At 45.3% G+C, this 14,470-nt stretch carries 15 protein-coding genes; 8 read left to right on the top strand and 7 right to left on the bottom strand.

Annotation, left to right across the window (positions count from 1 at the left end; genetic code table 11):
- The first annotated feature begins 77 nt into the window (after positions 1-77).
- Both HUG15_RS16120 and HUG15_RS16115 read left to right on the top strand, forming a co-directional pair.
- Entirely contained in the window at positions 78-323 is a 246-nt protein-coding gene (locus HUG15_RS16120; protein ID WP_200124067.1) for a YuzI family membrane protein, read from the top strand.
- A 60-nt stretch (positions 324-383) separates the two neighbouring features.
- A complete protein-coding gene (locus HUG15_RS16115) occupies positions 384-1,133 on the top strand; it encodes a DUF3603 family protein (protein ID WP_200124066.1) in 750 nt (249 codons plus the stop codon).
- A gap of 668 nt (positions 1,134-1,801) precedes the next feature.
- On the opposite strand, the gene trpS is transcribed toward HUG15_RS16115, so the two are convergent.
- Complete coding sequence (gene trpS / locus HUG15_RS16110; protein WP_200124065.1) at positions 1,802-2,779, bottom strand: tryptophan--tRNA ligase; 978 nt, start codon at positions 2,777-2,779, stop codon at positions 1,802-1,804.
- Positions 2,780-2,855: 76 nt separating this feature from the next.
- Entirely contained in the window at positions 2,856-3,020 is a 165-nt protein-coding gene (locus HUG15_RS16105; protein WP_200124064.1) for a hypothetical protein, read from the bottom strand.
- A 47-nt stretch (positions 3,021-3,067) separates the two neighbouring features.
- On the opposite strand from HUG15_RS16105, the gene HUG15_RS16100 reads away from it, so the two are divergent.
- Positions 3,068-3,568 (top strand): peroxiredoxin family protein, encoded by a 501-nt coding sequence (locus HUG15_RS16100; RefSeq protein ID WP_200124063.1) that lies wholly within the window; start codon positions 3,068-3,070, stop codon positions 3,566-3,568.
- Between the two features lie 80 nt (positions 3,569-3,648).
- Here the strand turns inward: HUG15_RS16100 and HUG15_RS16095 are convergent, their stop codons facing one another.
- On the bottom strand, positions 3,649-4,620 hold the full coding sequence (locus tag HUG15_RS16095) for a sodium:calcium antiporter (protein WP_200124062.1): 972 nt from the start codon (positions 4,618-4,620) through the stop codon (positions 3,649-3,651).
- 176 nt (positions 4,621-4,796) lie between these two features.
- On the opposite strand from HUG15_RS16095, the gene HUG15_RS16090 reads away from it, so the two are divergent.
- The 5 genes from HUG15_RS16090 to pepF all read left to right on the top strand — a co-directional run bounded on the left by HUG15_RS16090 (position 4,797) and on the right by pepF (position 11,433).
- Positions 4,797-6,032, top strand: coding sequence for a putative glycoside hydrolase (locus HUG15_RS16090; protein WP_200124061.1), 1,236 nt, complete (start codon positions 4,797-4,799; stop codon positions 6,030-6,032).
- Positions 6,033-6,284: 252 nt separating this feature from the next.
- Positions 6,285-6,680, top strand: coding sequence for a transcriptional regulator SpxA (gene spxA, locus HUG15_RS16085; protein WP_114371765.1), 396 nt, complete (start codon positions 6,285-6,287; stop codon positions 6,678-6,680).
- Positions 6,681-7,069: 389 nt separating this feature from the next.
- Positions 7,070-7,729 carry an adaptor protein MecA gene (gene mecA / locus HUG15_RS16080; protein WP_200124060.1) on the top strand — a complete coding sequence of 220 codons (660 nt, stop codon included), beginning with the start codon at positions 7,070-7,072 and terminating at the stop codon, positions 7,727-7,729.
- A gap of 656 nt (positions 7,730-8,385) precedes the next feature.
- Positions 8,386-9,582, top strand: coding sequence for a competence protein CoiA (locus tag HUG15_RS16075; RefSeq protein ID WP_200124059.1), 1,197 nt, complete (start codon positions 8,386-8,388; stop codon positions 9,580-9,582).
- 24 nt (positions 9,583-9,606) lie between these two features.
- Positions 9,607-11,433, top strand: a complete 1,827-nt coding sequence (gene pepF / locus HUG15_RS16070; protein WP_200124058.1) for an oligoendopeptidase F — start codon at positions 9,607-9,609, stop codon at positions 11,431-11,433.
- A 111-nt stretch (positions 11,434-11,544) separates the two neighbouring features.
- On the opposite strand, the gene HUG15_RS16065 is transcribed toward pepF, so the two are convergent.
- The 4 genes from HUG15_RS16065 to HUG15_RS16050 all read right to left on the bottom strand — a co-directional run bounded on the left by HUG15_RS16065 (position 11,545) and on the right by HUG15_RS16050 (position 14,455).
- Entirely contained in the window at positions 11,545-11,715 is a 171-nt protein-coding gene (locus HUG15_RS16065; protein ID WP_200124057.1) for a hypothetical protein, read from the bottom strand.
- 263 nt (positions 11,716-11,978) lie between these two features.
- The gene (locus HUG15_RS16060; protein ID WP_211202246.1) at positions 11,979-12,884 is read right to left on the bottom strand and encodes a ClpXP adapter SpxH family protein; all 906 of its coding nucleotides are present in this window, start codon (positions 12,882-12,884) and stop codon (positions 11,979-11,981) included.
- A gap of 24 nt (positions 12,885-12,908) precedes the next feature.
- Positions 12,909-13,295, bottom strand: coding sequence for a globin domain-containing protein (locus HUG15_RS16055; RefSeq protein ID WP_425504013.1), 387 nt, complete (start codon positions 13,293-13,295; stop codon positions 12,909-12,911).
- A gap of 476 nt (positions 13,296-13,771) precedes the next feature.
- Positions 13,772-14,455, bottom strand: coding sequence for a lytic transglycosylase domain-containing protein (locus tag HUG15_RS16050; protein WP_246516370.1), 684 nt, complete (start codon positions 14,453-14,455; stop codon positions 13,772-13,774).
- Positions 14,456-14,470 lie beyond the last annotated feature (15 nt).

Genomic DNA, 14,470 nt, shown 5'->3' with positions numbered 1-14,470 from the left:
TCATACGTATAAAGTAAATTTGGATGTGAATGCTCTCCCATTTCACACCCCCACATCTCACTTCCAGTAAGGGGGAGATGACGATTGCTATTCGAGTGTTTATCGCGGCCATCGGTGTTCTGATTGCTGCAATTGGAGCGATTGGCTTAATTGGCTATTTAAATTTAACCGTAACCGGGTATAGCTTTTACGAGTATTGGCATTTCATTATTTTACAACCTGAATTGTATCTTTTCACAGGTGGGTTGTTAATGGCGGCCTTTAGTTTTATTCGAAGCCCTAAGAAAACGAAAAAACAAATCAATCAAGGTCGCGTGGAATAAAATCCCTGAACTCCGACTATACTGTAGGTACGATTTCTTGTATAGGAAGGGGGCTTACTAATGGCCCGAATTCGTGATGTATGGGTCAATTGGTTTGAAGGCGAAGAAAATGGATACAATATTTGTCATTTTCATGAATGGCGTAGTGAAGACAAAATAGAAGTCCTTGATATCGCCGAGGTAGTCAAGGTCACCGAGCGATTATACGAACAACTGGAAAATAGCCTGGAGACGATCCCACAGCAATTACTCGATGCTGTTTATCGAAAAAGTGCACTTCGCAAAAATATGTCCAAGCTTCCGCTCGATTATTGTTTTATTGCAACGACCGGAACAGCCACATTGGTCGTGGATACACTTGGGTACGAAACGCCGATTCGAAAAAGCCGGTTGACACCCCGGCAGGAAAAATTGGCGATCGAGGCGGTCGAACAGTCCGAAGAACCTGCTCGCGGGGAAGAAGGCGAGCCGATCGAAAAGGAATATCATATCCTGTCTCCGCATCCGCAGTATATGCAAGGATTAACGCGCAAAGAACGACAACTAAAACAATTGCTGTTTATGATTATCGATCAATTGGACACCTCCGGTCAAGAGGCGGAAATTCGTTACTGGTATACGGAGTGGGCCCCTGACAAATACATGGAGATTCAAATGATAACCGGAGAAGAGGCATTGCTACAGTTGTACAATGAAGTAAGCGTGGGCTGGAGCGATGATCATTATCACTTATGCGAGGCGATGGCAAAGGGACAACCGTTTTTTGAGAAAATATGGGATATGCAACATGAAAGCGAAATGCATAAATAATAGCCTGTAGGTCCAAACTATTCCCTCATTTACACTTTCTCTTTCCTCATTTATAATAGGACGGAGATATGGAGTGAGGAGGGACATCATGGACGGAATAGTTTACACGATCATGCAAGTGGCTACTGCCGTGCTTATTGTCGGGTCGATTGTCGTTCCTGTTTTTATCGGACGAATATGGCGTAAACAAGGTAAAGAATATTAATCAGGTGAGCACTGAACCCGGGATGGAGGGACAGTGCTTTTTTTGTTTGGTTAGATGGGGGCGTGGCGAGCGAATTTAAGGAAAAGCATGAAACGGTCAGCATGGAAGAGGCATGACGACCGAATTCGATTGAAGCAGAGCTTTCCGGTCGCCACGGGGTGTTCATGAAGCCCGAAATCAAGAGTAGATCGATTTTCGGTTATCATGAAGAGGTCATGAGGCCCGAAAATGCATGAAACAAGGCTTTTCAGTCGCCATGGGGTGTTCATGGAGCCCGAAATCAAATGAATCAGGTCTTTTTGGTCACCATGGAGTGTTCATGGAGCCTGAAAGTGAGAGCAGATCGGTTTTTCGGTCGCCATGCAAGGCTCATGGCGACCGTAATCGAGTGAATCAAGGCAATTCAGTCGCCATGAAGTAAACCAAGCCCGCCCGAAGCGACCCGCCATGCCTCCTCCCTTGATTAATTCCGCTGTAACCCGATTGCCTCCTCTGCCTTTTGCAACAGGTTTTGCGCTTGCTCGTTGGCTTTGTCGCTGCCTGCGTCGAGGGCGTTGTCCACTTCGTCTGACTCATAAATCTCGTAAAAACGTTTTTGAATCGGCCGCAACACGGTGACCGCCAAATCGGCAAGGTTCGTTTTAAAAGCGCCGTATCCTTTGCCATCGTATTCCTTTTCGATTTCCGCAACCGATTGATCACTCAATAGCGAATAGATCGTCAGCAAATTGCTGATCCCCGGCTTTTTTTCTTCGTCAAAACGAACTTCCGGGTCGGAGTCGGTGACGGCACTTTTTATTTTTTTCGTTATCGTTTTTTCATCATCAAGCATGGAAATGAACGCTTTCGTATTGTCGTCGGACTTGCTCATTTTCTTTTCCGGGTTCTGGAGCGACATGATTCTGCGTCCCAGGATTTTGGACTCCGGAAGGGTGAAAATATCCGCGTATTGTCGGTTGAATCGGTCCGCCAGCGTCCTTGTCAGTTCCAAATGTTGCCTTTGGTCATCCCCGACGGGCACGATATCGGTGCCGTAAAGGAGGATATCGGCAGCCATTAGGGGTGGGTACGTTAATAGCGCAGCGGAAACACCGGTTTTCCCTTCGGACTTGTCTTTAAATTGGGTCATTCGTTCCAATTCCCCTATATAGGAAACGCACTGCATGATCCACGCCAATTGCGCGTGCGCCGGCACTTCGGATTGGATAAAAATAGTTGATTTGTTCGGGTCAATCCCGACGGCCATATAGAGAGCGGCTAGTTTCCGTTTCTGATCCCTTAACGCCATCGGATCCTGCGGGACGGTAATCGCGTGTTGGTCGACGATGCAAAACATGCAATCATACGATTCTTGGAAGTCAACGAAATGTTTCATTGCCCCCAAATAATTCCCGAATGTTACGATGCCACTGGGTTGAATGCCTGAAAAAATTTTTTTCATTTTTTGTTTGGTTCCTTTCTGTTTATATGTATGAATGGTGCCTCTATTTTAGAGCATCATAAAAAAAGAGTAAATGTTAAGACGCCTTGCGGCGGCGCCAAAAATCATAGACGAACATCGGCAGGAGAAAAGCAAGCATCAAGTACGGGAAAATACCGGTATCGGCATCTGTCTGATTTTCAAAAAGAACCAACCCTGCCAATACGAAGGCAAGGAAGATCGTGATCGATCTAATGACCATGTTCAACCCCCTACCGTAAGATTATAACAAAAATTGGAGGGAATCGTTTGCGAAAATTGTTTATTGCTTTGTTTTTGTTGGTTGTCGGGCTTAACGTAAGTGTTTCCGACGAGGCAAGCGCGGAAGGTTGGGAGGATGCTGTTCCGGTCATGAAAGCCGTGCCCTTCGATGCCGAGGATCTGGACGGGAATGCCGTTGCTCTCCAGGATTATGAAGGAAAAAATATGCTGCTCGTTTTTTTCACTACGTGGTGTGAAGTCTGCCAGCAAGAATTGCCGATGCTTTCCGATAACTATGTTTTTTTGCAAGACAAAGGGATTGAAGTGCTGGCTGTCAATATGGCTACTGCTGAACGAAACGAAACCGATGTTGGAGCTTTTGCCGAAGAATTGCAAATGCCGGTCGTCATCGATCGCGACGGACGGATCGCAAAAAGCTACGGCGTCCAGGGCATACCGACCACCTATGCCATCGACGAACAGCAAGAGATCGTGAAACCTTTTTATGGACCGTTGAACAAACAGGACGTATTAAAGGCTTTCGAGTGAAACGCCCCATTTTTTGGCAGGGCGTTTCTTTTTTTCTTAACACTATTAAAAAAATAAGTTGGTTCGGAAGTCAAGTCTTTCTAAAAAAAATACAGCCAAAGCATCGTCAGTACGTAAAATAATACCATCAGTAACGAAGGCCACGTGTAAAAGCGGCGGTGGCGATTGGAAAATACAGCGTAGGAGACTAGGGCGCTGTTAATAAGCAATAAAAGAACGGTGACCGTATGGCTCATCGATGCAGCTTGCAAAAGGGAGCCTTCGTAGAGCAAGTCGCATAAAACTAAAATAACCATGTTAAACAAGTTACTCCCAAAAATAGAAGCTGCCGCCAAATTTTCATTATTCAATTTCAGTGCTGTCCATACCGTCACCACTTCCGGAAGTGACGTTGAGACCGCGATCAAAAAACTGCCGACAAAACCGGACCCAAGCCCAGTGATGACAGCGATCTCATCGCCGGCAAAAGTGAGGACGGTTCCGGCGATGAAAATCACAATTGCTGTAATGATAAACCCGATGATCGCGTGTTTAAGCGTATATTTTTCTTCTTTTTCCTGTGATTCATCAAACGTATCTTCCTCTTCATCACCGGCCGTGCGTTGAATGATCCATAAACTTAATAAATAAAGGGCAACGATGAGGAGCGCCTCGACGCCAACGCCGAGAAAAGGGATTTCGATCGTCGCGAAGATGGCAATCGCAGTGATAAGCGTCATGATTACGCCGAACAACGCCGTGTACCGTTGTTGCCGGTGAATGTGGGACAACATTTTTCGTTTTCGAAAAAAGAGATCGAAAACAGCCAACACCAATAAGTTGAAATGGTTGCTGCCGAAAATATTGCCGACAGCCAAATCGGGATTATCCAAATAAATCGCGGTGACAGTGGTCGTTACTTCCGGTAAAGCAGTAGCCACTGCCAACAGAAACGTGCCGATAAGAAGAGCGCCAAGCCCCGACAGGCGGCTGATGGCATCGGCATATGTAGACAGCTTCGTCGCGGAAACGACAGTTACGATTACCGCGACGAGAAAAATAAGATAGACCATAGCGATCACCCTTTACAATTTCCGAATGGTATAGGTCTAGTTTTACAATAAATCAATTGTTCTATCCTCGCTTAACCGTTTTGCCGTGAAGTCCCTTCGAAATCTTTGATTTAGGTGGAGAGGTTCACATAATCTGTGGAAAGAACGTAAATCCTGAGAAAAAGGAGGGCCGTAGCATGGGAAAATGGAAAATTGCCTTGGCAGCGACGTTAACGGTGGCTCTCCTTGGCATCGGCAATCACAATGCGGGAGCAACAGAAAGCCACACGTTGAAAGCGGCGGGGGAGGCGAAAAAAGAAATCCCGGAACAAATGACACGATTTGTTGAGAATGCTGATGATGCTTTTGCATATCCGGACGCCGTCAGAGGGATTTATGTGAGCGGGCATTCGGCAGGCGGAGAGCGCATGGAAGAGTTGCTCGATTTCGTTGAACAGACGGATTTAAATGCAATGGTGATTGATATAAAAGATGACCGGGGCTATCTCACTTATCAATCGGAAGATGGGCATTTTGACAATGAGACCGCGTTGATTGAAAACCCTGCCAGGTTAATGGAGCAATTGAATGAACGCGACATTTACCCGATCGCCCGTATTGTCGTCTTTAAGGATACGTACTTTGCCAATCAGCGGCCTGATTTATCTTTTCTCAGTGACGGTTCTGTCTGGTCGAACAATCAAGGTGAATCATTTGTTAATCCGTTTGAAAAAGAAGTATGGGACTATAACGTGGAGGTTGCCAAAAGGGCGGCAGATCTCGGTTTCCAAGATATACAATTTGACTATGTGCGATTTCCTGAAGGTTTTGAAACACGGGATGAAGATTTGGATTACAGTTTCGGATCTTATGATGAAAAGAAAGAACGGGTGCAAACGAGAGTAGATGCAGTGTCGGATTTCGTCACTTATGCCGGGGACAGGTTATCCGATTATGATGTGAATATATCCGTGGATATTTTTGGGTATGCAGCCATGATTGAGGAAGCACCGGGCATCGGTCAAAACTTTTCCCGGATCGCGGAAAGTACCGACGTCATATCTTCAATGATTTATCCTAGCCATTGGACGCCACATTTCGGCATTGAAACGCCTGACGCAGCGCCGTACGAATTAATCGATGCCTATACAAAAGTGGAAAAGCCATTGTTGACAAGGCTTGATGATCCTCCGCTTAGCAGGCCCTGGATTCAAGACTTTACCGCTTCATGGCTCGGGCCGGGGAATTATATTCCTTACGGAAAAGAAGAAGTGGAAGCGCAAATCCAAGCCTTGTATGAAAACGACATTCATGAATATTTGCTATGGAATGCCGGCAACACCTATACAGAAGGCGTGCAACACCACCCGGGCCGGGGTGAAAATAAACCCATAAACGATACAAATGAGAAATCGTCTTTGTGTAAACACTAAACGTTTAAACGTGAAGCGCCGCGGGTATTAGGGAAGCAATGCCGATTTGAATAAAATTGGGCAAATTCCAATGGGCTCTTGCTAGATTAGAACTATTATTGTATAATTATAAGTGTGAATGATATGCATGCAATTAGTGTTTTTTAGATAAATGCTTCTCAATATTGTAGTTGACCTCTTTTATGATAGATCTCATAAATACCAATTTTTTGGGGCAGCTGAACGTCAATCGGGTTGAAAGGAGAGGGTCAGATGGTGACGTTACTGACTTCACCGAGTTGTACTTCTTGTCGAAAAGCTAAAGGGTGGTTGGAGGAGCATGATATCCCTTTTCAGGAAAGGAATGTGTTTGCAGAACCGCTTTCCGTGGAAGAGGTTAAAGATGTTATCCGCATGACGGAGGACGGAACGGATGAGATTGTCTCCAAACGCTCGAAAATTTTTCAGGAGTTGGACATTGATGTAGATACATTATCCCTGCATCGGCTGTTCGAGCTCATCAGTGAACATCCCGGCTTATTGAGAAGACCGATTATTTATGATGATAAGCGGCTTCAAGTCGGCTATAATGAAGCTGAAATTCGCCGGTTCTTACCTCGAAAAATACGGACATACTTTTTGCAAGAAGCTCAAAAGCTCGTGAATTAATGCACTAGACAACCAAACTTCTATCCATTACAGATAGAAGTTTTTTTACACTATCAGAATGTATACATTGTTCGGGTGATAGTATAAGAAAAGACTTTGACTTTCGCCATCCTTGGCGATAAGTCAAGTTTTTCTAACAAGGAAAGAATGTGCATAAGCATACCTGAAATTCTATACAGTAAACAAAGACCCGTTTCCAGAGCCCTTCGGACGGATATGGACGAGAAAAATGAAAGTTGAAGATACGAAAGGATGGCATTCCACCCATATAAAATGGTACACTTACGTTAACATCATTTAGAATACTGCAGAGAATGGACGAAACCCTGAAAGGACGCTTGGTGAAAGAATATGTTACTGGTCCACTTTGACCCGAGGAGGGAGAAATCGTGGAAATCGAAAGAATCAATGATACGACCATTAAGTTTTATGTGACGTATGCGGATATCGAGGACAGAGGCTTTGATAGCGATGAAATCTGGTATAACCGCGAGCGGGGAGAAGAGTTCTTCTTTGAAATGATAAACGAAGCGTATGATCATGAGAACTTTGAAATAGAAGGACCTTTGTGGATTCAAGTCCAGGCATTTAATAACGGACTGGAGATCGTTGTCACCCGTGGCCATATGAGTGATGGAAATGTGAAACTGGAAATACCGGTAGGCAAAGATAAAGATGATAATGACGTAGACGACAACATTGTTGACATGCTCGACGAGCAGTTGCGTTCGAAGCATAAAGGCAGAGACGCAAACGCTGAAGATCCGCTCAGCATCGTCATCGCTTTCGGAGATTTGGAAGATATGCTTTCTTTAAGCAAAGCCGTTCAATTGGATTATGTTCAAAATGAAATTTACGCGATGGAAAATGTTTATTATCTTCATATCGTTTTTGATGATTATTATGATGAAGAAGAGCAAGATAACATCTTGAGCAGAGTATTGGAATATGGCAATGAATCGGATGTATCCATCCATCGCATTCGCGAATACGGCAAAACGGTTGTTTCCGAAAACGGATTGGAAGTATTGAACTCTTACTTCTCATAGAACTGAAACGCGCGCTGATCCCAATTTTGGGGCAGCGTTTTTTTGCTCCTTACCGAAATCTATGACAAAACCGCTGCGGAAAAAAGTGATCACCTTTCGTTGTGGCGCTAAAAAAGGGTCAGAACCAAATATTGGTCACCACTTTGCGCTTGTTACATCAAGTCAGTGGTGTCTATTTTTGATCATAGCTGCGTTGAACCAAAGTGCGAGCGGGGAAGTTCAACCATGGTGCACTAGTGGTGTTTTTCAGAAGTTCTTTCATTAATGTGTTCAATGCAGAGTACTAACGATTTACGCGCGGTTTTTGAGGACAAACTTTCGTATTATTTCGTATTTTTGTCATCATACAAGCGTTTGGAAGACAAAACTTTGACGGTCGTTTCTCATTTTGTCATGTATTCTCTCATTTCAGGACAAAATGGTCGCTTATTCTTCATTTTTGTCTACAATTGTGTAATGCTCCGTTCTATGCGACGAAAGAATTTCTGAAACGTTCCACTAAATGTCATTCCCATGTTTTTTCATGTACATTTCGGTCATTATTTTTGGTGTTGACCTTTTTTTATATAAAAAGAAGGAAAATCAAGCACGCGCGGTGAATATAGAAAGGAGCACGAAATCCCTCGCAACAACTCCCCACGAAAGGATGATCCCCATTGTTCACCGCCACCTCCTACTCAGGGCGGACGGTTTCGCTATTAAATGATGCGGACCGCGCGTATATTGAGGCGAACGCCGAATGGTATTGCCCGATTTGCAAGGAACGCCTGCAGTTGAAAAAAGGGAGGAAACGCAGGGCTCACTTTGCCCACCATCCCAACACCCGTTGCCCGTCGTCCAATCCTGAATCCGAACGTCATCTTGAAGGGAAGGCTTTGCTTTTTGAGTGGTTGAAATCCCATGGAGTTGACGTTCGTCTGGAAGCCTTTTTGCCTGAAAGCAATCAACGTGCCGACCTTCTCGTCAAAAACAAAAACGAAACGCTTGCCCTTGAGTACCAATGCTCTACCGTTGACCGCGAACTCATCCGGAGGCGAACCATGTTGTATCAATCCATTGGCGTTCAAGTCCTTTGGGTGATGCCGTTTGACCATTTACGGCGAAAAGGAAACGTCATCTATCTAAAGGAATGGCAGTGGGAAGCTGCTTATCATGCGTCAGGAGCTCCGGATTTCGATAAAATGCCCTCGCTCTATTATTTTCAACCGCCATCAATCCTCTGGGCCGCACACATCAACGCTTACTTGTCTTCGAAAAAAGCTCATGCCCGTTTTGTTGCCCATCGACTGCCGCAACCAACACTGGAACGTGTGCGCACGCCCGTCGTCGTTCCGGATGATGGCCAACGAAGTGCGCTTCTCGCTTATAAAAAAGAGACTCGATACGGAAAACGGCCACCTTCGACCCCGTTTTCAACGTTCGTTCAAGAAGAGTTGCTTCGCAAGAAAATTCCCATTCAATTGCATCCTGCGGAAGCAGGCTGGTTTTTGCCCTGGCAAACGTGGGTAAATGAATCGCCGGTTCTTTGGCAATCTTGGCTTTTTTTACAAATAATTCCTTATTTTCATCATCAAACATTTATCGCTTCGCAAAGCTTGGAAAGAGAGAAGCAGCTGCTTTCAATCCATCTACAACTCCCTGTTGCGCGCGTGCAGGTCTTAATCGATGCGTATCTTTGGTTTTTAGCGCGGCTTCGGGTGTTGATGGGCCACATGGATGATACCTTTACGCTCATGCAGACGCCGCGTTTGCCTCGATCGGTCGATGAAGGATTTGCGATGGACCAACGCTATGCATCGAGGCTATGCGCCCTAGGCGATTCCATTGCCCCGAGCGGCTCCTTTCCATTATGATAGAGGGAAGAAGGAGGAATCGCCATGACAGCAAGCAGCACAAAAGTACCTGAACGTTCCGACATTCCCGCTGAACGCAAATGGGATGTGGAAGCGATTTTTGCTGATGCAGATGAATGGGAGCAAGCATTTACAAGCGTGGAAAACCAATTGCCGAACCTTCAATCGTTTCAAGGGAAACTCGCGGATTCGGCAGAGACCCTGTATGAAGGGTTAAAACAGCGGGATGAAGCCGGCATGGAACTCGAAAAAGTTGTTGTTTATGCCCATTTGAAAAACGATGAAGATACGTCCGATAGTTATTATCAAGGGTTGTTTGACCGCGCACGTTCGTTGATCACCCGTTTTAGTGCTTCAATCGCATTTTATGAACCGGAGATTTTGTCCGTATCGGAAGAAACACTTACGCGTTGGGCGAACGAATATGAACCGTTACAATTGTATGCGCATGAATTGGTTTTGCTGAACGAACGCAGACCTCACGTTCTATCGGAAAAAGAAGAAGGGCTGCTCGCCAAAGCTTCCGAGGTGACGGACCTAGCGGGACAGTCCTTTTCGATGCTTTCGGATGCGGATATGACCTTTGATTCGATCGAAGATGAGAATGGAAACGAAACAGCCGTGAGCAACGGTCGCTTTATTCAATTGTTGCAAAATAAAAATCGCAACGTGCGAAAAGATGCATTTGCGTCATTGTATCGTTCGTATCGGGGCCATGAGAATACACTGGCCAGTTTGTTAAGCGGCCAGGTGAAACGAAATCAATTTTACGCCGAAACGCGAAATTATTCGTCAGCCCGAGCACAAGCCATGCATACCAATCATATTCCCGAAAAGGTTTATGACCAGCTCGTGGCGGTCGTTAACGATCACCTTCATTTGTTTCAACGATACTTACGGTTACGGAAAAAGTTGTTGCAATTGGAAGAGCTTCATTTTTGTGATTTATACGTCCCGTTAGTGGAAAGTGAATCTTTTGATTACGGGTACGAAGAGGCGAAAACGGAAATTATCCAAGCCTTAAAACCGTTGGGGAACGATTATACCGCAGCCATGACCGCTGGGTTGGAAAAAAACGGATGGGTCGACGTGCATGAAAATAAAGGGAAGACGAGCGGTGCGTATTCTTCGGGGGCGTATTTGACGCAACCATATATTTTAATGAATTGGCAAGACAGTATTGACGAAATGTACACTCTTGCCCATGAACTCGGCCATTCCATGCATAGTTATTTCACCCATAAACACCAACCGTATCCATATGGAGATTATACGATCTTCGTTGCGGAAGTGGCTTCCACTGTCAACGAGCTCTTGCTTTCTCATTCGCTAAGGCAAAAAAGCGAAAGTAAAGCCGACACACTTTATTTGCTCAATCAACAGTTGGAAGGATTTAAAGGAACAATTTTCCGACAGACGATGTTTGCCGAATTCGAGCAATTGATTCACCGAAGAGCGGCCGAAGGGGAGGCGTTGACTCCGGAAAATCTGAAATCCGCATACCTTGATTTGAATAAAAAATATTTCGGGGAAGAGATCGTTTATGATGATGAAATCGCCTACGAATGGTCACGAATTCCCCATTTTTATATGAATTTCTACGTTTATCAGTACGCGACCGGCTATAGTGCTGCCGTTGCGCTAAGCAGCAAAATATTGGAAGAAGGAGAGCCGGCGGTTGAGCGGTATTTATCGTTTTTGAAGTCCGGAAGTTCCGACTATCCAATCGAGCTGTTGAAGGGAGCAGGGGTTGATATGACCGAACCGGCGCCTATTCAAGCGGCGATGAACCAGTTTGAAACGTTATTGGAACAAGCAGAGCAAATTGCTGATGATTTAATGGGGAAATAGGGAAAGGGGAACCCTCGTCAGGAGGGTTTTCTTTTTTTTGCACTTTAAGAATGTTTAACTTTGCTAAAGGATTAAGGATTAAAGTATAAGATAAAATCCAAGTTTTTCTAACTAAGAAAAGCCTTTAAACCTCCCGCGTTCATTGAGGAAATGGACGCTAATGATGATGGACGCAAAAAACAAAGGTACAGCGATCACCAATGGAAATAAGCGCAAAACCGAGACGAGAAATAAAATATATCCAATCAAGATTGTAAGAATACTTATGATCACGTTTTGCATCGTCGATCCCCCTCGTTGTGGTGTCTGTCCTAAGTATATGATGGACGCTTCCGGGTTCATCACTTGAAAAAACGGCTACGGAGTTATTTTGGGGGGAGGAAGGCGTTTATTGAAAGGGAGAGGGTGGTCATGGCGCCCGAAAAAGGAGGATGGGGCATGCTTCGGTTGCCACAAAACCGTGTGAATCGAGGTAAACAGAGATCATAAAAAATCTGTCCCGGTTCATTCCGAACCGGGACAGATGAGCGGGAACCAACGTGTCACTAATCTTGCAGTGCTTTGTCTGCTTTCCAAAAGGTCCCTTTTTTTACGGGGACGCTTTCGATTTTTTGTTGTAATTGTAATGCTTTTAACCGGGAAGTTGCTTCTTTCATGGACAAATCGTAAACTTGTGCAACTTCCCGAGTGGCAACGAGTTCATAGGTTTTCATAAATTCATCGATGTCCATTTTTTGCTTTGGTTTCGGGGGCGATCCGAGCATTTTCCCCAGTATATCAACGTATACAGGATAATCGTGTAACCCGGAAATTTTTAACCCGGCATCTTCAATGCAATCGTTAAAAAAAATCATTGTAGGCACATCCCGGGCACCCATCTCATGTGTTGTGTTGATGTCTGCGTCTAAAGCTTTGCGTGCCAAATCCGAATGGAGATCCTTATGGAATTCATGAACATCCAAATTTGCCCGTTCAGCACAGTCTAGTAAAACATCTTCTTCTGAAATATTTTCCTTTTTAAGAAAGAGGGCTTCACGCAACCGTCGCAAATAGCGCAGGCCATATTGCCGGCCTTGCATTTCGGCTGCCTTTACGGCAATGGCGGGGGTTTCTGATTGTGTAAGCGGATTTTCATGCCATATGTCTCCGTCACAACACATCCCGGTACGTGATGAGGTTTCTTCCCAAAGGTCGGCAAGCGACTTTTGGTTTTGTTCATTCACACACCAACTTGCGGCTTCGGGAACGATGAAAAAGCGCATTTTGCATAAATGGCCGTACTCCAGCCTGAATTTTTTTATGACTGGTTCAAATCCCCAGCAATCTGGGCAAAGAGGATCTGTAAAGATATAAATTTCCAATTTTTTCTGGTTCGTCGTTTGCTTTTGTTCGTCCATGTCAACGCCACAAACGCCTAGGCTATCATTACAGCCCTGTTGATTCGTCTTCACCAAAGGTATACGCTCCTTCCCGTTTTAGCTCGGTGTGTTTATCATATGGTGTGCCGTTAAAGTTAACCGTTGATACAATTCTTGAACGGCTTTATCGTTTTCAAGTTTACTTGCTTGTAGCGCACGTTCCATACAATCCAACCAGGCTTCTGCTTTGACTGGTGTGATTGGAAATGGCAGGTGACGAGCCCGCAATCGCGGATGTCCGTGTTCCCTCGTGAAGAGGGCAGGGCCTCCACAAAATTGGGTGAGAAACTGTTTTTGTTTTCGTCTAGTTTCTGTAAGATCGTCAGGGAACAATGGGATTAATTCCGGATGTTCGCCTACCCTGTTATAAAATTGCTCCACGATCGTCGTGATGGCATGTTCGCCGCCGAGAGCGTCATACAATGTTCCTTTAAGGTATTCCATCATTCTCCCACTTTTTCAATTTATTTCATTCACGCATAACCTTCGGAAACAACCTTTGCCGGTAGTTTCACTTTATTGTAGCAAGGCACGGAGAAAGGTTCAAATTCTAAGCTTACAAGGGATAGAGACATGACGGAGACGAATTAAAATGTTTCAATTGGGCGTGCTTCGATAAGAATTTTTGGTGACATGGTTTTCATGCTGCTTGGAAAGACGATTGGTTAGTTCATGACCCCTCAAATCCCACGAAAGCAAGCAACTGAGGTGCCATGGAGCGTTGATGAGCCCCCAAGTCTGACAAAAGCAAGCAACTGAGGTGCCATGGAGCGATCATGACCCCTCAAATCCCACGAAAGTAAGCAACTCAGGTGTCATGAAGCGTTGATGCTTACAAAAGTGTCCGAAGTACATTGTACGGGGGACAGCCACCCACACAAAAAACAGCGTCCCCTATTGCTAGAGATACGCTGCTGCCTTTATGTCAAGCTCTGATAGCTATCCATGACGCTCGGGACATAGGCGGTTGTTTCATCGAAGGGGGGGATGCCGCCATATTTGTCCACATTCCCGGGACCGGCATTGTAGGCGGCGAGGGCTTTTTCCGGGTCGCCGTCATAACGGTTAAGCATATCGCGGATATAGCGGGTGCCCGCATCGATGTTTTGGGCCGGATCTTTCGCATCTGTCACTCCCAAGCCACGGGCGGTTTCCGGCATCAATTGCATAAGCCCAGTTGCCCCGGCATGGCTTGTGGCATCCGATTGAAAGTTGGATTCATGCTTAATAATGGCATAGATCAAGCCGGCGTCCACGCCGTGTTTGTCTGCAGAAGCTTCGATCAGTTGGTTATAAGGCGAGTCCGGCAAAACACCGTCAACCCGGCCTTCCCCTTCCAATCCAGGATCGATTGTTTCGTCTCCGGCCAACCCTCCGGAAGCAGGAATAGCCGGTTCATTCATCGGATGGTAGTAGAGCGATCGCTCGCTCGCAACATCAAAAGGGAAAGATTCTTCGTTCTTTTCTCCGGATTCTTCGGACTCAATACGGGCAAGAAGCGTAGCGAAGTCAACAGACGGTTGTTTTTCCGACAGGTTTTTTTTCGGTTCGGAAACAGGCGCTGAGTGTTGAAGGCTTAAAAGCAAGGTGTGCATGTCGTTCATTTCAATACTCCTCGA

This window comes from Salicibibacter cibarius (assembly GCF_016495725.1).
Classification (GTDB): Bacteria; Bacillota; Bacilli; order Bacillales; family Marinococcaceae; genus Salicibibacter; species Salicibibacter cibarius.
Note: the sequence above shows the minus strand (reverse complement) of the source record. Positions and strands in the feature narration are given on the sequence as shown.

What these genes read in the sequence shown, in the direction of transcription:
- HUG15_RS16065 (WP_200124057.1), bottom strand. Translation starts at nt 11,715, where the DNA reads ATGCAAAACGTGATCATAAGTATTCTTACAATCTTGATTGGATATATT.
- spxA (WP_114371765.1), top strand. Translation starts at nt 6,285, where the DNA reads ATGGTGACGTTACTGACTTCACCGAGTTGTACTTCTTGTCGAAAAGCT.
- pepF (WP_200124058.1), top strand. Translation starts at nt 9,607, where the DNA reads ATGACAGCAAGCAGCACAAAAGTACCTGAACGTTCCGACATTCCCGCT.
- HUG15_RS16105 (WP_200124064.1), bottom strand. Translation starts at nt 3,020, where the DNA reads ATGGTCATTAGATCGATCACGATCTTCCTTGCCTTCGTATTGGCAGGG.
- HUG15_RS16120 (WP_200124067.1), top strand. Translation starts at nt 78, where the DNA reads ATGACGATTGCTATTCGAGTGTTTATCGCGGCCATCGGTGTTCTGATT.
- HUG15_RS16095 (WP_200124062.1), bottom strand. Translation starts at nt 4,620, where the DNA reads ATGGTCTATCTTATTTTTCTCGTCGCGGTAATCGTAACTGTCGTTTCC.
- HUG15_RS16115 (WP_200124066.1), top strand. Translation starts at nt 384, where the DNA reads ATGGCCCGAATTCGTGATGTATGGGTCAATTGGTTTGAAGGCGAAGAA.
- HUG15_RS16050 (WP_246516370.1), bottom strand. Translation starts at nt 14,455, where the DNA reads ATGAACGACATGCACACCTTGCTTTTAAGCCTTCAACACTCAGCGCCT.
- HUG15_RS16055 (WP_425504013.1), bottom strand. Translation starts at nt 13,295, where the DNA reads ATGGAATACCTTAAAGGAACATTGTATGACGCTCTCGGCGGCGAACAT.
- HUG15_RS16090 (WP_200124061.1), top strand. Translation starts at nt 4,797, where the DNA reads ATGGGAAAATGGAAAATTGCCTTGGCAGCGACGTTAACGGTGGCTCTC.
- trpS (WP_200124065.1), bottom strand. Translation starts at nt 2,779, where the DNA reads ATGAAAAAAATTTTTTCAGGCATTCAACCCAGTGGCATCGTAACATTC.